This window comes from Thermophilibacter provencensis, assembly GCF_030372065.1.
Classification (GTDB): Bacteria; Actinomycetota; Coriobacteriia; order Coriobacteriales; family Atopobiaceae; genus Thermophilibacter; species Thermophilibacter provencensis_A.
In genome coordinates this window covers 110,168-128,836 of the sequence record NZ_JAUDEA010000002.1, presented here as the reverse complement: position 1 = coordinate 128,836, position 18,669 = coordinate 110,168, and the positions used below count along the sequence as shown (strand labels likewise).

Sequence of the window (18,669 nt, the reverse complement as noted above, 5' to 3'; positions counted from 1 at the left end):
GGTGCGCTTACCAAGAGGCGGGGCAAGGCGCAACGTGGCCTCGCCCCGCCTTCTTCGTGAGAAGCCTGCAGTGCATTCGTTAGGCGAGAAGTGCGGAGAGACCGTCCTTCTCGGCGCCTCGCCAGTGCCGCACCTGTGCGGTTATCCCCTCGGGAATGCCGCAGTTCTGGGGGAGCACGATTGTCGAGAAGCGATTGAGCAGCCACCGAGGGATGTGCTCGATGAGACTCGGGTCGTGAATCGTGTCGAAGGCAAGAACGCAGCTGTCTGCCACGCATGTTGCAAGGATGAGGTTGTTGAGCGAGTCCGGGCCGTAGACGATCGCCCTTTCAAAGGACACGTTTGGCCAGGAGCGCTGTGCCTCGCGACGCGCAATCCCGCAGAGCTCGTCGATGTGCCTTTCCGAGAGACTGGGGCTAAGCTCCAAGTCTGCGAGAAGCGCGCGCTCCTTCTGTGTGGTGGCGGTGAGCGGGTAGGATCTGCCGAACAGCCTGACGGAGCGGTCAACGTCCTTGAGCAGCGAGAGGTTGCACGAGACGTTGACGTCGTAGGTAAGGCAGAGCGTCTCGCTCGCCGGCACCTCATCGAGCATGCTGCGCACGGCCCGTGCGGTGAGGGATGACCTTAGGTCTCCGCAGAACAGAACCGTAGCGTTCTCCACAGGGGCGGCGGGCACCTCGGCTCGCAGACCACGCTCTTGGCCAAGACATGCCCCAACGAGCCTCCTTGAGCAAGAGGAAGACTCATAGGGCGAGAAGCGCCCCGCAAGGGCAGCGGCCTCTTCCGAGCGCTCGCCGCAGCTGGAGAGAAGCTCGACAAGCTCTTCGGCCGTGTTGGCGCAGGGGAGCCCGAGGTCGTCAATGTCAAGGTAGAGGCCGCGCTCGCGCAGGTACTCCTCGCGGTCGTACGTATAGAGGGCGATGGGCTTCCCGGTGACGGCAAAGTCGAAAAACACGCTCGAATAGTCTGTCACGAGCACGTCGCACAGGGAAAGCACGGCGTACGTCTCCCCACATTTGGGGAAGGGGCGAACGTGGCGGTAGGAGGCAAAGGAGACGCGCGAGCCGTCGTAGGGGTGAAGCTTGACGTACATGACCTGATGGTCGTCAAGGCGCTCGTCAATCTCCCGAAGAAGCTCGGCGACGTCGGTCTTCTCGGCAACGTTGGTTGCGGCAGATCCGCGCCACGTGGGAAGGTACGCGATGCGCTGGAGGTCGGAGGGGCCGTCGCCAGCTTCGCCTTCGAGCGAGAGGAACGCTTCCCTTACCTCGTCTGACACACGTGATGGATCGGCAAATGGCTCGTTTCTCGGGTACCCCTCGAGCAGCGTCGTTGCGTGCGTGAAGCCGTCGTACATGTAGGCGCTCTTCATGCACTCGCTCATGTAGGGGCTCTGGAACGCGAGGTAGTCCGCGGCCATGAAGTTCTTGGTGAGGTTGGCGGTGCCCGCAAAGCCCTCTTCCATGTCTCGGCCCAGGCACTTGAGCGGGGTACCGTGCCACGTGTTGAGATAGGTCTGGCCAGCCCTCTTGAGGTAGTAGACCGGAAGGCTTGTATCCGTGAAGACGAGGCGTGCGGTGGCGAGGTTCTGGGCGTAGGTCACGCTGTTGTACTTCTGCAGCTTGATGCGGCTCAGATCGAGGCCGGACGCGTTGATGAGCGCCACGAAGGCACGCCTCGACGCCGCGGTTCGATAGGTGACGCAGATGGTCCATTCTAGGGAGCGCTCTTCCTCAAGGAAGTAGCGGAGCAGGTAGAACATATTGCCGTTGAGGTTGTCACCACGCTGGGAGTCGAGTACGACCTTCGTCTGGTCGATCTCCTGCGTCTGCATGGTCTCGACAAAGACGCGACCCGCGCGCGAGCGACCGGCCCAGCGCCGGCGTGCCTTCCTTTGCTTGAGAATCCGAAAACGGGCTCCTTCGGGGGCGTTGAGCAGGGCCTTGATAAACAGGCGGCTCCCATAGAGCGTCTGGGGGCGCTTTGTCTGCTTGAAGAAGACGTCGAAGTGCCTCCACCAGGGGAAGTGCTCGTCAAGAAAGTCAAAGCACTCCGTCGTAAAGAGCCTCGCCTCGGGACTTCTGAGGGAGCTGAGCGAGCTGTTTTCGAGGACCACGTAAAAGTGCGTGAGGAAGCAGCGGAGAAGCTCCTCCTCAACGTGGAGGAACAGGCCGCGACGCTGGTACGTCTCAATGAGCTTGGTGAAGGCGGGAACAATGTCCAGGCGCTTCTCGGAGAAATCGACGGTAAGCGAGTTCTCTCGGGCAAAGTTGTAGACATAGAGCGTCTCGTGGACGCGCACAACCTTGTTTGCACAGGCAAAGGCGGTATAGGTGAAGAGCAGGTCCTCGTAGATTCTGAGGGTCTCATCAAAGCGGAGCTCGTTTTCCAAAAGGAAGTCTCGCCTGAAGAGCTTGTTCCAGATGTAGGGGACGTTTCGGCGTATGAGCGAGGGCGCCTGAACGAGAGGGTAGCCAAAGCAGGGCCTGCGAGCATAGTCCCTGCGCTGGACGTCATCGCCCTCAACGCGCAGGTAGCCACACGTTGCGATGTCAGATTCCTCGCTGCGGGCCAGCTCGAGGAGCTTCTGGAACATGGTCGTGTCAACGGAGTCATCACAGTCGAGAAACCCCACGTATTCGCCCTCGGCATGTTCAAGTCCAACGTTTCTCGCGTGGGCCGCGCCGGAGTTCTCAATGTGAAGCGCCTGGATGCGAGTGGGGTAGCGCGCTGCAAAGGAGCTGATGATCTCGAGCGACGAATCAGTGCTTCCATCGTCCACAACGACGATCTGCAGGCGGTCGCCAAGGGTCTGGCCAAGAAGCGCATTCAGGGCCTCGCGAACGGTTTTCTCGCCGTTGTAAACCGGAACGATTACAGAGACGTCAAACATGAGCTATCCCTCGATTCCCAAAATACAGCGCTCCGCGACGCGCAGACCGGCATGGGCGTCGTCGAGGTAGTCATAGGTGTCAATGAAGGTCTGGTACTTGTCGGCATATTGCCGGGCAATCTTCTCTGTGTTGGCAAGAGCGTCGATGAGCTCCTCCTGGGTCTCGATGATGGGGCCCGGGAGCTCGTCAAGATCAATGTAGAAGTCACGCACGGAAGAGCTGTACTCCTGGAGGTCGTACATATAGAAGAGGATGGGCCTGCGCAGGTTGGCGTAGTCAAAGAAGACGCTCGAGTAGTCCGTTATGAGAACGTCGCTCACAATGTAGAGGTCGTTGATGTCCTCCCAGCGCGAGCAGTCGATGACCTTGCCGCGATAAGCGCTCAGATTGACCTTGTTTGCAACCAGGTAGTGCAGGCGAACGATGACCATGGAGTCGTCGGGCACGCTGTCGAGGAAGCGCTCGAGGTGCTCGACGGGGTCAAAGGTGTACCCGACGCCCAGGGTGTGCTGGTTGTCGCGCCACGTGGGGGCATAGAGAATGACGCGCTTGCCCGGCTCGATGCCCAACCGCTGCTTGATGTCGTCAACGTCTTCCCGGCTAAACGAGAAGAGGCGGTCGTTGCGCGGGTAGCCCGTCTCCACGAGCACGTTCTCCTTGCCGAGCTGCGTGAGGCCAAACGCACTCGCAAAGACCCTGGTGCAGAACGCCGAGGGGGAGACGAAGAAGTCGTACTTCTTGGCGTCGTTGAGGTAGGAGCGGTGGCCCTTGCGCTGCGAGGTCGTGGCGTTGCCCTCGATGGTGAGATCCATGCCGATCTTTTTGAGGGGCGTTCCGTGCCAGGTCTGAATGACGACCTGTCCCTCTCGCTTGCAGAGCCCCGCGGGCAGGCGCCAGTTGGTGACCCAGAACTTGGCGCGCGCGTAGGCTCTGAGATAGCTTCTGGTGAGGTACTTTACGACGGTGGTCCGCTCGTCCCCTATGCGCTTTCTCAGGTCATCGGGCTTGCGAGAAACCCAGATGAAGCGGTAGTCATCAAAGCGGGGGTCTGACCTCATCGCCTCGTAGATGGCACGGGGGCTGCAGGCATACTGCCTTCCGAGGAAGGACTCAAAAATCACGAGCTTGTCGTCTATGGGAATGTCCTTTGCCACGCTTCTGAAGTAGCGCCGGCGACGGTAATCCTGCAGCGAGTTGAACGTTGAGCGTGCGAAGTACGACGTCTTCGCAAGGCTCTTGACCCTTTTCTTAAGGGCGGCTCTGGATAGTGCCACGTGTTACACCTCATATGATGGGGGAGCGTATCAAACAAGTTTTAATATTAGCCGATATGCTGTGCTCCGCAAGGTAGTGGCCCTTCCCCTTGGTGGCTATAATCACCTACGCTGGTCAAGGCCAAAAGAAGGCGGTGGTCAATGGCGGAGAGGGGCATGGTGGCGCCCACAAGCGCTCCGGGACGTCGAATCGAGTGGATGGACGCTCTCAAGGGCATCCTCATCCTTCTGGTTGTCATCGGCCATGTTCTCTTGCCGATACACACCGAGAGGCCCTACGTCTCTGGCGTGTATGACCTCATCTACCTCTTTCACATGCCGCTGTTCATCTTCGTCTCGGGCTTTTTCGCCAAGCATGCCGTGGACGGGGAGGGGCGCCAGCGGGTGGATCGGGTGCTCACCTACGCTGCGCTGGGCATTGCGTTTAACGTTGCGCTCCGGCTCTTTGCCGGACAGAGCCTCACCCTCCTGCGAGTTCTCGACCTTCCCTCGGCCCCCTGGTATCTCGTTTCGCTCGCGACCTGGTATCTGCTCGTCCCGTTCTTCGCACGGCTCAAGCCTGCCCCTGGCCTTGTTTTCGCGGCGCTGATAAGCATTGCTGCGACCGTCATCCGCGATCAGACGGATGTCCTCGCGCTCAGCCGTAGCGCACATTTTCTTCCGTACTTCTTTGCGGGCTACTATCTGAGCGCGGCCTCGCTCGAGCGTCTGAGAGCGCCGCGGGTGCGCTGCGTGCTGGTGTGCGCGGGCATCGCCGCCGCCCTGTGCTATCTCGCTTTTCAGGATGAGCTCGCGGGGATTTACCCGTTTGTGTATGGCAACAGCGTCTGTCGGATGAGGCTGCTCGTCGCCGTTCCGGGGTATCTGCTGATAAGCGCCCTTGGCATCGTGCTCGCGCTCTGTTGCATGGCCCTCGCTCCCGCTGGCACGCGGGGCACCGGTCGTCTCATTTCTCGCCCGCTCTCCTTCCTGGGGAGAAGGACGCTGCAGATCTACATTTGCCACCGCTTTGTCCGCGAGGCCATGGCCCAGATGGGATTCTACGATTGGGCGGTGGGGCTTGATCAGCCGGTGCTTCTCGCTCTTCTTGTGGCCATCGCGCTCGTCATCTGCCTGGTATTCTCCTGGGGTGGTTTTACCTGGGTCACCAACAAGCTCATCTCGCCGCGCTGGTCATTCATGACGCGGCCTTAGGGGGCGGTCCCGTCATCCCCGGAGATTTTGCGAGAGTTGGCCCTTATCGCCTGCTGACCGTAAACTGTTGACGTAATGCACATATCGCAAGGGAGCATCGTGCTTTCAACCCTCAAGCAAATACTCTCCGACAACTGGCAGTGGCGCCATCAGATCTGGGACCTCGCCAAGATGGATTTGGTGAAGACCTATCGCGGCGCGGCGCTCGGAAAGGTGTGGCTCTTCACCAAGCCCGCCGTCTACATCCTTGTCTACTGGTTCACGCTCTCGGTGGGCATGCGGCACTCCTCCGACGTCAACGGCCAGCCGTTTCTGCTCTGGCTTGCCGCGGGCGTCTTCCCGTGGTTCTTCATGTCAGATGCCATCAACCGCGGCAGCGACGTCTACCACCGCTACTCCTACCTCGTGAACCGCATCAAGTTTCCGCTCTCGGTCATCTCCACGTTCTACACGCTCTCCATCATGATCATCTTTGCGTGCACGATGCTCTTCACCATCGTGGTCTGCCTGCTCACGGGCGTGCACCTCTCGCGCTACCTCCTGCAGCTGCCGCTCGTCATGCTCGTGATGTTTGTCTTCTGGGTGGCATGGTCGATCATGCTCTCGCCGCTCAGCGCCGTCTCGAAGGACTTTGCCAACCTCATCAAGACGCTCTCGATGCCCTTCTTCTGGCTCTCGGGCATCCTCTTCCAGCTGGACGCGCTCCCGCCCATCGGGCAGAAGATCATGGCGTTCAACCCCGTTGCCTGGTGCGTCGAGGCCGTGCGCGACTGCTTTGTCTACAAGCAGTGGTTCTGGCAGCGCCCCGACGAGCTCATACCGTTTCTCATCGTCTTTGCCGTGGTGGTGCTTCTCGCCGTGCGCAACTACCGCCGTCTGCACAAGGAGGTGCCCGATGTCCTCTAGGCAGACTGTCTCGGCCGTCGACCTTGGCGACGCTGTCGTGATCAGGGACGAGGATCGCGAGAACCCCGTTGCGGTGCGTTTTGACCACGTGCGCAAGACCTACAAGCTCTACAAGAACGACCGCCAGCGCCTCTTGGCGTCCTTCTCAAACCACGTGAGGTACGACACAATCAACGCGAGCGACGACCTCTCATTTGAGTGCCGCCGCGGCGAGGCCCTGGCCTTTCTGGGGGACAACGGTGCGGGAAAGTCCACCGCGCTCAAGATGATCACGGGCGTGTGCTTTCCCACGTCCGGAACGATTGAGGTCCACGGGCGCGTCTCGGCGCTGCTGGAGCTCTCGGCGGGCTTTGACATGCGCCTCTCCGGCATGGAGAACATCCAGATGCGCTGCCAGCTCTGGGGGCTCTCGGACGAGGAGGCCTCCGAGATCATCCCGGGCATCGTGGAGTTCTCCGAGCTCGGCAAGTACATCGACCAGCCCATGCGCACCTACTCGAGCGGCATGCGCGCCCGCCTGGGCTTTGCCTTTGCGTCCTCCATCCGCCCGGACATCCTCGTTGTGGACGAGGCGCTCTCGGTGGGGGACCGCAAGTTCTCTGCCAAGTGCAGGAAGCGCGTGCAGTCCATCATCGAGAAGGAGAACGTGACCGTGCTCTTCGTCACGCACTCCACCGCGCAGGCCCAGCAGTTCTGCACGCGCGGGATTGTGCTCAGTCACGGCAAGACGCTCTTCTCAGGAGACATCGAGGAGGCCGTGTCGTTCTACGAGAGCACCTAAGGGCCGCGGTGGGGGCGATGGCAGAGGTGACAGAGGTGATGACAAAGGTGACAGGGTAGATTGTCACCATGAGCATCATGGTGACAATCTACCCTGTCACCTTTGTCATCACCTCTGTCACCTCTGCCCTGGTCAGTCGCGCAGGGCCTCGTCCTGCACCAGGGCGATGAGCTTCTTCTTGAGCTGGCAGATCTTCTGGTCCTGCGAGAAGGTGCGCACGAGCAGTACGATGATGCCGCAGAAGAAGACAAAGTTCACGGGCGCGTCAAAGCCAAGCAGATCAGACGCCCAGTACGCGATCTGCGGGAACACCGCGATGACGATGAGCACGAGCGAGAGCGCAAGCCAGAAGATGGAGTCGGAGATCTCGAGCCCGGCCTTGCGGATGCGCCGCATCACAAAGAAGAGCACGAGAACCGAGCATACGAGCAGGGACGCCCTGAGCGCAACAGACATGCAGATCACCTGAACCACTGGGCGAGAAGAACCGAGGTGCAGATTCTCGCCATGTACGAGATGGACTTCGCGGCGCTGAGATAGCTCTCCCCGGCCTGGCGCTCGCGCATGCTCACCTGGACCTCGCTCACGCGGGCGCCGCGGCGCATGAGGTAGGCGAGGGAGTCCGGCTCGGGGCCAAAGTCAAAGCGCCGGGCGAACTCCTCCATCATGGGTCGGTCGTAGAGGCGAAGGCCCGAGGTGGGGTCGTTGATGCGCTGTCCGGTGGTGAGGCGGATGATCGCGGAGATGAGGCGTGAGCCGATCATGCGCGCGGAGTGCGGCTTCTTCTCTGTCACAAAGCGCGATCCGATGACGATGTCGGCGCCCGTGGCCTCCATCTCCTCGATTAGCCGGGGAAGAAAGCCCGGGACGTGCTGCCCGTCGGCGTCAAACTGCGCCACCGCGTCATAGCCATGCGCAAGGGCGTACTTGACCCCCGTCTGGAATCCTCCCGTGAGCCCCAGGTTGGTGGGGTGGCTCACGAAGCGGTAGCCGCGCTCGCGGCAGATGCGCTCCGTCGCGTCCGAGGACCCGTCGTTGACCACGAGGTAGTCGCAGCCCGTGCGCGCGGCGAGAAGCTCCTCGACCGTCGGGGAAATCGACTCCTCCTCGTTATAGGCGGGGATTATGGCAAGTACCTTCATAGACGCTCGTTCCCGGGGGCCGGTTGTTCTTCCGGCATTATAGTTAATGACGTGGGTGCTGTCCCGGTGCACCGGGCGGTATAGTGTCTTGCGTTCGTAAGCCGTCATCGCTTGAGGTCGCACATGAAGGAGCCCTCGCTCAAGGCCAACATGCTCTGGAACTCCGTGGGCTCGCTCATGTACTCGAGCTGCCAGTGGCTGCTCACGGTGCTCGTCGTCCGCCTCTCCACGAGTTACGACGCCGCGGGCACGCTCGCGCTCGCCATGGCCCTCTCCAACGTCTTCGTGCCCATCGCGCTCTATCGCATCCGCTCCTATCAGGTCTCGGACATCCACGAGGAGACCTCGTCGGGGGAGTACGTGGGCCTGCGCTTTGTCACCATAGCCGCCGGCCTTGCCATAACGGGCCTCTACGCGCTCGCGAGCTGCGACGCCGCCGCGCTGCCGGCGGTCATGCTCTACCTGCTCTACCGGGCTGGAGAGGTCTTCATCGACGTGCTGCACGGCGTGGACCAGCAGCACCTGCGCATGGACTACTGCGGCGTCTCGCTCTTCGCGCGCGGGCTGCTCTCCGTGGCGCCCTTCTCGGCGGTGCTTGCCCTCACCAACAGCCTGGAGCTCGCCGTGCTCTCCATGGTGGTGGCAACCTACCCGGTCATCCTCTGGGACGCCCGCAAGGCGTCGCGCTTCTCCTCCATTCGCCCCATCTTCTCGCGCGCCTCGATCGCGCGCCTGCTCGTGGCGTGCCTTCCCGCCGTGATCGGCAACGCGGCGTGCAACTTCACCGTGACCTTTGCCCGGCAGTACCTGAGCCTGAGCGCGGGCGAGGAGGCCCTGGGCATCTACGCCTCGGTCTGCACGCCCATCGTGCTCATCCAGGCCTGCGCGAGCTACGTCTATGCCCCGCTGCTCGGCGTCTTTGCCGAGCGCCTGGACAGGGGCGACGCCGCCGGCTTCCGAGCGCTGCTCGCCAAGGTGGTCGTGGCGCTCGGCGCCGTCTTTGCCCTGGGGGCGCTCGCCTTTGCGCTTGTCGGCGACTGGTTCATCGGCCTGGTCTTTGGCGCGGGGATGGTGCCCTACGCCTACCTCATGTACGCGGGCATCCTCTGCTCGGCGCTCACGGCGTGCATGGCGTTTCTCGGCGACCTGCTGGTGACCATGCGCGCCATGCGCACCAACCTCGTGGGCAACGTGGTGGCGTGCCTGCTCTCCCTGCCGCTCTCCGTGGTCCTGGTGGACGCCTGCGGCATGAACGGCGTGAGCCTCTCCGTGAGCGCCGCGTTTGCGGTGGGCATCGCGCTGATGGGCTGGGGCGTGCTCGCGCGCTGCGGCCGCGGGGCGGGTGAGGCCTGATGGCGCCGCGCTCGTATGCCCTCTTCTCCGCGCTCTACCCGCCCCATATGGGCGGCGTGGAGCGGTTCACCGCCAACGTGGCGCGCCTGCTCGCGGCGCGCGGCAACGCGGTCACCGTGGTGACCAACGACACCGAGGGCCAAGGTGCCGGCGAGAAGGACGAGGACGGCGTGAGCGTCGTGCGCCTGCCGTGCCACCCGCTTGTCTCCGGCCGCATGCCGCTGCCGCGGCCGTGCGCCCTGCGCTCCCGGCTGCTCCGCGAGGTCTCGTCCCGGCGCTTTGACGGCGTGCTCGTGAACGCCCGCTTCTACGCCCACTCGATCACGGGACTGCGCCTGGCGCGCGCGCAGGGGCTGTGCCCCGTCCTGCTCGACCACGGCTCGGCCTACCTCTCGATGGGGAGCCCCGCGCTCGACTGGCTCGTGCGGCGCTACGAGGACGGCGTGACCGCCCTGGGGCGGCGCTACGACCCCGCCTACTTTGGCATCTCCGAGCGCAGCGCCGCGTGGCTCGGCCACTTTGGCATCGAGGCGCGCGGCGTCATCCCAAACGCCATCGACGCTGCTGCGTACCGCGCTCAGGCATCCGCGCGCGACTTCCGCGCCGAGCTGGGGCTCTCCGCGGAGACGTTGCTCGTTGCGTTTGTCGGCCGCCTTGTTGCCGAGAAGGGCGTGCGGCAGCTGCTCGACGCCGCCCGCGACGCCCGCCTTGCCGGCCGTGACGTGGTCTTTGTCCTGGCGGGGGAGGGCCCGCTCGCCCTGGAGGTGGCGGGCGCCGCCGCGGCGACGCCCGACCATGTGCGCTGGGCGGGCGCGCTCGGCGTCCCGGACGTGGCGGCGCTGCTCCTGCAGGCAGACGCGCTCTGCCTGCCCACGCGCTCCGAGGGCTTCTCGACGGTGCTGCTTGAGGCTGCGGCGTGCGGGTGCTCGCCCATCGTTACGGACGTGGGCGGCGCACGGGAGGTCGTTGCCGGGCCGGAGTTTGGCCGCATCATCGCATCGATGTCCGCCGATGAGGTGGTTCGCGCCGTCATGGAGCTTGATGACGACCGCTCCCTCGTGAGTCTTCGCTCCCGCAACTGCCGCGAGCGGGCCGAGCTCTTCTCCTGGAACCGTACCGTCGACGCCTTGGAGCGCGCCCTGCTCACCTCATAGGCGCCCTCGTGCGCGACCCATTGCTTTGAGGTACCATTCAGGCTACTCACTCAAGAGAAGGTTGGTCCCCATGGCTTCCTCACCAAAGCGTGGTCGTCTCCTCGTTGTTCTTGCGCTGGCGCTTGCCGCGCTCGTTCCGTGCGGTGCCGCCGCCTACGCCGCTCGTGTTCGCCTGGACGTCTGGTATGACGGCCTTAGCATCTCCGACAGCAGCATCCTCGTGGGGGAGAGCGTCACGCTCGACGCCTCCGTCTCGGGCGAGGACGTGGACGGCGTGCGCTACAACTACGGCTGGAGGCGCGACGGCTCCTGGGACAAGGGCAGCTGGAGCACCTCGCTCCAGAACGGCTCTGGCCTCCAGTCCAGCCCAGAGTGGACCTTCAAGCCGCCCGTGGCGGGAACCTACGAGGTCTTTGTTGACGTGGTCCGTCCGGACGGCATCGCCGTGGGCACCAAGGTGGTCTCGCTCTCCGTTGACCGCGGCTGGACCATTCCCTCCGAGCTCTCCCTGAGCGCCACGTCCCCACAGAACACGGGCACCAAGATCGTCATGAGCGCACCTGCCACCGGCACGCGCGCCGATCGCGTTGAGTATCGCTACTCCTGGACGCGCGACAACGGTGCGGACTCGTTTGCCACCTCGTACGTCTCTGACAAGAGCTATGCCTTCACGCCCACCCACAGCGGTGACTACACGCTCTCCGTGGACATTCGCGACAAGGACACCGGGCAGGTCGTCACCCTCAAGAAGAACTTCCGCGTCAACCGTGGCTGGGAGCTTACGGGTCTTGACCTCTCCTACTCCAAGCCCCTGCGCCCAGGGACCAAGGTGACCTGGACCGCGCGCGTCTCCGGCAACACCCAGGGCCTCAAGTACAACTTTGTGTGGGAGCGCGACAACTGGGCGGAGTGGGGCTCCACGGCCCGCTCCGGGGACTGGGCCACCACCAACTCCAAGACCTACACCATCGGCGGCTCGGGGCGCTACTCGTTCTACGTGGACGTTGAGGACCAGTACGGAGAGAAGGAGACCGTCTCGGTGACGGGCGTGCGGGGCTTCTCGGCAAGCGACGCCCGGGATCGCGTGATCAGCGTGGCCCGCGGTGAGCTCAACCCCTATGAGTCCGGCTACAAGTACGAGAACGCGCTCACGGCAGCGGGCGGTACGCTCTGCAACTACCGCCACGGCTGGTGGTGCGTCAACTTCCTGTGGTGGTGCTTCCGCGAGGCGGACCAGCAGGACATCTACGGCACCTCCGGCATGGCCGTCGAGCCCGACTACCTTGCCAACGAGTTCAAATCTCTGGGCGCGTTCAACGGCTCCTCCGGGCTCCAGGGCATCAAGGTGGGAGACATCGCCTTCTCCCTCTACAACGCCTGGAGGCCCGGCCAGACGATTGGGCACGGCGCACTCGTCGTGGGCGTCACCGACACCACCGTGACGGTGATCGAGGGCAACGGAGTGGGCGGCGGCGTGCGCACCAACACATGGTCGCGCTGGGAGTCTCGCTGGCGCGGTTACGCCCGTCCGGCCTACTAGCGCTCATGAAAGCCGCCGAGAAGGACGCTCGTTCCGGAGAGCACATGGCTCCCGCCTCCCGCGGCGTGCGCTATCCCCTCGTTGACGTGGCGCGCGTCGCAGCGTTTGCCGGTGTGCTCGTCCTGCACGTCATCTCACCTGCGGGCGTGGGCATCACGGCGAACATCCTCTCTCGTTGGGCGGTTCCGTACTTCTTCATGGTTGCCGGGTTTTTCTCGTTTGGGAAGGAGCCGAGAAAGCTCGGAAAGGGCCTGCGCCACGCGCTCTTTCTGGCGCTCGTGGCGGCTGGGCTCTACATTGCGCTGCAGCGCTGTGGCCTGTGGTGGAGTGGCGGCGCGCTCGTCACGGCCGAGTACCTGGGCCAGCTTGTGCTCACACCGTCCTTCTTTGTCTATAACAGCGTTCCCTTTGCCTATCACCTGTGGTTTCTCTTCTCGCTTGTCTATGTCTACGCGTTCTACGTGCTCTGGGAGTCATGCGGCTATCCGCGCTGGGCGCTCTACCTGCTCGCCGTGCTGCTCTTTGCCCTGAGGACCAACCAGTTTGAGCTTGCGGGGTCTCCCGAGCCCCTGGGCGACCTTGGTGAGGTCTCTCACTGCTCGTACTACGTCGGCATCCCCATGTTCGCCGCCGGCCTTGCCCTCCGCGGCATCAGGGAGCGGGGTGTCGGGCTGCCCGTCCTTCTGCTCGTGGTCGGGCTCGTCCTGGGCGTGTGGCTCTCGTTTGCGGAGTACGAGCGCTTTGGCCTGCAGGAGGTCTACGTCGGCACGCCGATCGTCGCCTTCTGCGCGCTCGGCGTGTGCACGCGCTTCTCGCTCCCGTCCCTTGGGCGCGTTCCGGTGCTCGGGCGGCTCCTCGCCCTGGGCAGCGCCCCCACGATGTATGCCTACGTCGTCCACCTTGTTGTCCTGGACTGGGTGCGTTATCTCTGGCCCGCCGAGGCCGCGAGCGAGTGGTGGACCTACGGCGTCACGCTCGCAATCTCGCTTGGAGCAGGCTTTATCCTTGCCGCTTTTGCCTCCGGCGTCAGGCTTGCCGCGTCCAAGGTTGCCCAGTTCGTTGGGGTCGCGGATTAGTCACAAACTATTTTGTACAGGCGAAGTACCCCATCCGAGAGAACGAGCTCAAAGCCCTGCGTGTCATCGTCTACATTAAGTCCCGCCCAGACGTCTGCCCTATAGTCACCTAGCATTGTGTAGACATCGCCCTCCGTGTGTTTGGGGCCGTCGAGCAGCAAGAGATAGCGAGCCCCCGTTTTCTTGACTGCGTCCTGAACGCTCCGGGAAGAGGAGATCTCGTTAAGCGACATGCGTATGGACGCGCTCTCCTGCGTCTCATTGGAGGGACGGCAGGACTTGTAGTACACGTTAATGCCGTCGGCGGCATAGGCAAAGGCGCTTCCATCAAAGGGGTTGTTGAGCACGAGCGCATCTTCTCCCACGAGCTCCTTGACGTGCTGGACAAACGAGCGCTCTCGGGCCGTGTAGACCTGATCGTCCGAGAATCGATACGTCCTACGCACCTGATCGCTTGCAAACCCAAAAGGACTGGGTTCGTTGCCCATTGGTCTGCTGTCAAAGTTGACGCACGTGAGCGCAGCCGCTGCAACAAGAAGGGCCGCGGCGGCCACGCGACGTGCGTGTAGCGGGCGATGCCCCAGACGTTTCTGCAGGGTGAGCCACGTCCCTGTGAGCACCTGCGCGACGGACCAGAGACCGAGCGAGGAGAGCGGCACTGCGGCGATTGCCAGCATGGCGGCGGTACGCTCCGGGTCGTTGTACCAGAATCCGCTGATGAGGCGTCGCGTCTCGTAGTCAAGAGTCAGGCCGAGAACAAAGACAAGCGCAATGAGGATATAGGATATGCCAACCCACCTGAGGCTGCCGCTGCGGAGGGCTCGGACAAGCCCAACGATGATGAGCGCACCGAGAAGGTACTGCGGGAACCGAGCATAGTAGCCCGCCGTAAGCACGTTCCAAAGCGCCTCCGGGAGCGTTCGCGAGAATTGCCACACAAAGTCGACGATGTCGGAAAAAAGCGGGCTGTTGAAGAGGATGAGCCACATGCCAACATAGGCAAGGCAAAGAAGGCCTCGTGTCAACAGGAGGAAGTGCGAGCGAGAGATGCGGCGCCATCCTTGGCCCGGAATCAACCTGGGAAGGTAATTGAGCAGAAGATAGGGAAGAAGCAGCAGGGAGGCGGTGAAAATCGAGTTGGGGTGCGTGAGCGCGCATCCTGCTGAGGCGATGAGAAAGCCGGCTGCCAGGCGAGGGTCAAACAGACGCTCTCCGCGGGTCGGAAGAAGGGAGACAAAGAGCGCGGCAAGGGCGGGGAGGCAGCAAAAGGCGGCGAGGTTGGGGAAGGCCCCGTGCACGGTGAGCATGCGAAGCGGGAAGGCTATCGAGGCAAGGCAGGTGAACGCCCCCGCAGAAATTGCCGCTCGGTTTCTCTCGCCGATCAAGCAGCCGAGAAGGGCGCATGTTCCGAGCGGGTAGACCAGTGCGACGAGCGCAATGTTTGTTGCGTTCTCCGCGATGGGCGCCGTGCAGCCGAGCGCCTCGCACACGATCGCGGCAGCGATGTGCCATGCGTTTGGGTAGAAGGATGAGAGCGAAAAGGGCGTCTGATCTGCGGGAAGCGAGGGGTAGACGGTCGTCTTGAGCGCTGAGTAGCTGGCTCCCTCGCTCATGGCGGAGATCATGCCAAGGTGTGTTGCGTTGTCGTCAAACTGGACAAAGGAGTCCGCTCCTTCCATTTGCGCGACAAACGTGACGTAGATTGTTGCACAGCCTACGAGTGCGTAAAGCGCTGGCATCGCCCAGTCATGAGCGTACGATCTCTTTTTCTGTGGTGCGCGTACCGTCTCGGGGGGATGGAGCCGTTTGGCGAGGCAGTAAACCGCGATGGAGCTCATGAGGGAAAAGGCGGTTACGCCTGTGGCATTACTCGCCCCAAGGGGGTCAAGGACAATTCCTCCCAAAGCGAGAAGCCCCAGGGAGACGGGCGCGGAACAGCAAAGAGCGCGCTGCAGGCCCATCCCGCTACCCGCGAGAGCGATTGTCCCCGGTATCAAAAGGGTTGCCAGACAGACGAGTATTGCAAAGGCAACGGATAAGAACATGAAATCTCCGTGCGTGTTGGGGGTAGTGTTAAGCAGGGCACAGTATAGCAGTGTCCGTTTTTGCTCCGTGGCGCACCCCAGAACTGCGTGAGCTCATCACGATAGTTGTGAATAATGGCGGGGGCGGCCCCAATGGAGCCGCCCTCGTCACAGTGCTTGTTAGCCTCGCTTAGTTCGGGTCTACGCCGTACCAAGCCACTTCCTCATGCACCCAGCCAATCTCCACGAGCTTCTCGACCTCCTCGGGGCTTGCGGTGTAGTGGTGGGTTGCCGTCTCTGCGTAGGGGTTGAAGAGGCGCTGCAGCGCGACCGCGTTCTCGGCGCTGGGGTCGGCGGAATACCAGCCCTCGCCCTCCTGCTGCCAGCCGATCTTGGCGAGGGACTCGTACTCCTCCTTGCTGGTGGTGTAGTGGTGGTCGTCGGAGTAGGGGTTGAAGAGGCGGTAGACCGGGATTCCCTCGGTGGGGGCAATCCAACCCGTGCCCTCGTAGGTCCAGCCGAGACCGATGAGGGTGTCGCGCTCAACCGTGCTCGCCGTGTAGAAGTGCTCGCCTGTGTACTGGTTGTACATGCGATACATCGTCTCCACGCTGTCGTCCACCTCGGCGGGGGCGTCGAGGTCCACGTAGTCGAAGTTGATGTCCACGTTGGCGGGGATGCCGTCTATGCGCCCGTTGCACATGCACTGCCAGATGTCGTACTCGCCCTGGTAGCTGCAGGTGAGGTTGTACTGGGCAACCCACTTGTGCCATGCGTCAAACCCGGGGCCCGTGAGGTAGTTGGTCCACCAGTTGAGGTTGGAGTAGATGCCGGGCGTGTAGCCGGCCTCGCGGATGGCTGAGCAGAAGGTAGCCGCGACCTGCTCGACCTGATCGTTGCTCAGGACGTGGTAGTTGCCCTCGCCGTCCTGGCCTGCGGGACGACCCGTCTTGGGGTCCTGCGTCTCAAGGTCGTAGTAGATGGGGTAGGCAACCTGATCGGGCGTGAGGCCGGCGGTCTCAAGCAGGCGCAGCACGTGCTCGGCCTCGTCGAGCGCCGTAGAGGTGTCATAGGCGTAGGAGTAGAGGTAGATGCCAAAGGGGATGTCGTTCTCAATGCAGCCCTTCACGTTGTCAAGGAACTCGGCGTCATCCTGAGAGGTGAGGTTGTAGCCCCAGCCTGCGCGGATGATGACAAAGTCCACCAGGCCCGTCTGCTTGACCTTGGCCCAGTCGATGTCGTGCTGCCACACGGAGACGTCGATGCCCAGGCCGCCCTTGGCGTCGGTCTGTTCCATGCCGGTTGCGCCGTTTACGTTAGTGGCGACGTAGGTGCCGTCCTCGGTCTTGGTCCAGACGTTCCAGGAATCTGGGTCGTAGCAGTCGATCGTGGGCTCCTCTTCCTCCGGGTTCTTCTCGGGGTCTTCCTCGGGGTTCTCGGTGGGCGTGGTGTTGTCCTCGGGCTGGGCCTCCTCATCGTTCTGAGTGGCGGCCTGGTCGTCGGTCAGTGCCGTGCCGGCCGCGAGCTCAGAGAGAGCGCTTGCGCTTGGGGCGTCCGGGTCGGGCTGAAGGCCATCTGCTGCCAGTGCGGTGCAGGGCCAGGCCAGTGTGGCCGAGAAGACCAGCGCGCACACAGAGACGAGCAGGGCTCGAAGGTTTTGCCTCATAGATCCTCCAAACGAGTTGGTGCGGGCATCTACCAGCATCATAGCGTTCAGGAATGTGCCCGGTACCGCCTCAAGCCACGTTTAACAAAGTCGACGGCCGCTCGGTTATGGTCGCTCGTTCTTCTCGCCGTATCTAAGAGCGCGTCTCATAACCTGTAAGCAGGGACTCCGTTGACCCACCGCAGAGCGCGCCATGACAGGCGTTGAGCGAGTCGATGATCGGGAAGAGCGGCTGGAAGTTGTTGCCGTAGTTTGTCATGACCACCAGCACGTACGGTTCGCAGTCCGAGAAGACGATGCCGACGTCGTTGGTCGCGTTTATGCCGACGGGGCTGTCTGGATACCAACCCGGCTTGCACCAGGCCTCGTAGCGCTTGCGGAGAAGCCCTCCCATGGCCGAGTGGTGCGTGCGCCTCATGTATCCGGCAAACTCCGAGGACCCGGCGCCGCCAGAGAGCCACCAGTTCCAGATGTGCTCCCAGGCGTTGGCGGTCTCGCCTGCGGAGATGTAGAGGTAGTCGAGCGCAGCCGAGGGGTGATATGCGCTTGGCGCGCCGTTTGCGGCAAGCCACCGGTCAAACTGCGGGCGACCGTATATGTCCACGAGCCTGCCGTAGGAGGCGTTGTCGGAATCGACGAGCGAGGCTTCCACAAGGCGCGTGTTGGCGCCTGCGCTGCCGTAGTTCTCGAGGATCATGGCGCAGTAGAGCGCCTTGGCGGTGCTCGCCGAGTAGAAGCTCTTGTTGGCGTTGTAGGAGAGGCTGCGGCCGCTGTGAAGGTCGTACATCACCACTCCGATGTCGCGGCCGGCGGCCCTCACAGATGAGATGGCCTGCTCAACACGCTGAAACTCCGCGCTGCCCGTGAAGCCCTCGGGGCCGCCCACGGTAATTCCGCTGGACGTGGTCACGGTGACGTCTCCGCGGGCAACTGCGTACCAGGCCGCTCCCTCGTCATGCCAGCCCCGGCTCACGAGCGCGTTTGCCTCGTCCTGGCTGTAGGTGTAGTTGTGCGTCCCGCGTTGCTCGTAGGGGTTGAACTGTCGCTTGACCTCAACGGTCTTGGCGTCGTCCGAGTACCAGCAGATGCCCTCATCGCGCCAGCCGGCGTCCACGAGCGCCACGCACTCGTCCACGCTTGTCGTGTAGTGGTGGTCATCAACGTAGGGGTTAAAGAGCCTGTACACCGGCGTCTGAGACGACGTGGGGGCGATCCAGCCCACTCCCTCGGGCTGCCAGCCAATCTCCGCCAGCGCGTTTCTCTCGCTGGTGCTTGCGGTGTAGAGGTGCTCGCCGGTGTAGGGGTTGTAGAGGCGCCACATGGACTGCGCGTCTGCCGCGCGGGCGGTCACGGGTGCAAGGAACGTGAGCACGAGGGCAAGGGCCGCCGTGGCAAGAAGCGCTTGGCTCTGATGGCGGTTGGCTCTCATCCGCGGCTCCTTTTCCCGTGCTTGTTGCTGGGGATATTGTCTGCCCGAGTGGCGGTCATATTAGTTTTCTTTAGGCGAGCGGTTGGCGTGCATCGGGGGATATGGTGGGGGTGCATTTCCGGGTGCGCATGGCTGCTTGGAAATCTCGCCGAGTGTGCGGGGCGTGCCGCTTACGCGCTTCGAAAAATCGCCGAGTAAGCGCAGGGTTTTCGGTGCGCTTTGGAAATGCGCCCACT

General features: G+C 62.9%; 14 protein-coding genes. 7 read left to right on the top strand and 7 right to left on the bottom strand.

What is annotated here, in order from left to right:
* Positions 1 to 79: 79 nt before the first annotated feature.
* Together QUW25_RS02080 and QUW25_RS02075 are read right to left on the bottom strand one after the other, a co-directional pair.
* Positions 80 to 2,893, bottom strand: coding sequence for a CDP-glycerol glycerophosphotransferase family protein (locus QUW25_RS02080; RefSeq protein ID WP_289510579.1), 2,814 nt, complete (start codon positions 2,891 to 2,893; stop codon positions 80 to 82).
* A 3-nt stretch (positions 2,894 to 2,896) separates the two neighbouring features.
* A complete protein-coding gene (locus tag QUW25_RS02075) occupies positions 2,897 to 4,168 on the bottom strand; it encodes a CDP-glycerol glycerophosphotransferase family protein (protein WP_289510578.1) in 1,272 nt (423 codons plus the stop codon).
* A 141-nt stretch (positions 4,169 to 4,309) separates the two neighbouring features.
* Here QUW25_RS02075 and QUW25_RS02070 point away from each other — a divergent pair, with 141 nt between their 5' ends.
* From QUW25_RS02070 to QUW25_RS02060, 3 genes are all read left to right on the top strand, one after another.
* Positions 4,310 to 5,362, top strand: coding sequence for an acyltransferase family protein (locus tag QUW25_RS02070; RefSeq protein ID WP_289510577.1), 1,053 nt, complete (start codon positions 4,310 to 4,312; stop codon positions 5,360 to 5,362).
* 99 nt (positions 5,363 to 5,461) lie between these two features.
* A complete protein-coding gene (locus QUW25_RS02065) occupies positions 5,462 to 6,268 on the top strand; it encodes an ABC transporter permease (protein WP_289510576.1) in 807 nt (268 codons plus the stop codon).
* Positions 6,258 to 7,049 carry an ABC transporter ATP-binding protein gene (locus tag QUW25_RS02060; RefSeq protein WP_289510575.1) on the top strand — a complete coding sequence of 264 codons (792 nt, stop codon included), beginning with the start codon at positions 6,258 to 6,260 and terminating at the stop codon, positions 7,047 to 7,049. The genes QUW25_RS02065 and QUW25_RS02060 overlap by 11 nt, the downstream gene beginning before the upstream one ends.
* 132 nt (positions 7,050 to 7,181) lie before the next feature.
* On the opposite strand, the gene QUW25_RS02055 is transcribed toward QUW25_RS02060, so the two are convergent.
* Both QUW25_RS02055 and QUW25_RS02050 read right to left on the bottom strand, forming a co-directional pair.
* The gene (locus tag QUW25_RS02055; protein ID WP_289510574.1) at positions 7,182 to 7,505 is read right to left on the bottom strand and encodes a DUF2304 domain-containing protein; all 324 of its coding nucleotides are present in this window, start codon (positions 7,503 to 7,505) and stop codon (positions 7,182 to 7,184) included.
* Between the two features lie 5 nt (positions 7,506 to 7,510).
* Entirely contained in the window at positions 7,511 to 8,191 is a 681-nt protein-coding gene (locus QUW25_RS02050; protein WP_289510573.1) for a glycosyltransferase family 2 protein, read from the bottom strand.
* 123 nt (positions 8,192 to 8,314) lie between these two features.
* Here QUW25_RS02050 and QUW25_RS02045 point away from each other — a divergent pair, with 123 nt between their 5' ends.
* The 4 genes from QUW25_RS02045 (at position 8,315) to QUW25_RS02030 (ending at position 13,314) form a co-directional block, all read left to right on the top strand.
* Positions 8,315 to 9,544: a lipopolysaccharide biosynthesis protein gene (locus QUW25_RS02045; protein ID WP_289510572.1), complete on the top strand. Its 1,230-nt coding sequence runs from the start codon at positions 8,315 to 8,317 to the stop codon at positions 9,542 to 9,544.
* Complete coding sequence (locus tag QUW25_RS02040) at positions 9,544 to 10,698, top strand: glycosyltransferase family 4 protein (protein ID WP_289510571.1); 1,155 nt, start codon at positions 9,544 to 9,546, stop codon at positions 10,696 to 10,698. Before QUW25_RS02045 ends, QUW25_RS02040 begins: the two co-directional genes overlap by 1 nt.
* A gap of 70 nt (positions 10,699 to 10,768) precedes the next feature.
* Positions 10,769 to 12,238 carry a CHAP domain-containing protein gene (locus tag QUW25_RS02035; protein WP_289510570.1) on the top strand — a complete coding sequence of 490 codons (1,470 nt, stop codon included), beginning with the start codon at positions 10,769 to 10,771 and terminating at the stop codon, positions 12,236 to 12,238.
* Positions 12,239 to 12,282: 44 nt separating this feature from the next.
* Positions 12,283 to 13,314, top strand: a complete 1,032-nt coding sequence (locus QUW25_RS02030) for an acyltransferase family protein (RefSeq protein WP_289510569.1) — start codon at positions 12,283 to 12,285, stop codon at positions 13,312 to 13,314.
* On the opposite strand, the gene QUW25_RS02025 is transcribed toward QUW25_RS02030, so the two are convergent.
* The 3 genes from QUW25_RS02025 to QUW25_RS02015 form a co-directional block, all read right to left on the bottom strand.
* Positions 13,311 to 15,359 (bottom strand): DUF6541 family protein, encoded by a 2,049-nt coding sequence (locus QUW25_RS02025; RefSeq protein WP_354003617.1) that lies wholly within the window; start codon positions 15,357 to 15,359, stop codon positions 13,311 to 13,313. The genes QUW25_RS02030 and QUW25_RS02025 overlap by 4 nt on opposite strands.
* Before the next feature lie 169 nt (positions 15,360 to 15,528).
* Positions 15,529 to 17,004: a glycoside hydrolase family 25 protein gene (locus tag QUW25_RS02020; protein WP_289510567.1), complete on the bottom strand. Its 1,476-nt coding sequence runs from the start codon at positions 17,002 to 17,004 to the stop codon at positions 15,529 to 15,531.
* A 133-nt stretch (positions 17,005 to 17,137) separates the two neighbouring features.
* The gene (locus QUW25_RS02015) at positions 17,138 to 18,433 is read right to left on the bottom strand and encodes a serine hydrolase (protein ID WP_289510566.1); all 1,296 of its coding nucleotides are present in this window, start codon (positions 18,431 to 18,433) and stop codon (positions 17,138 to 17,140) included.
* Positions 18,434 to 18,669 lie beyond the last annotated feature (236 nt).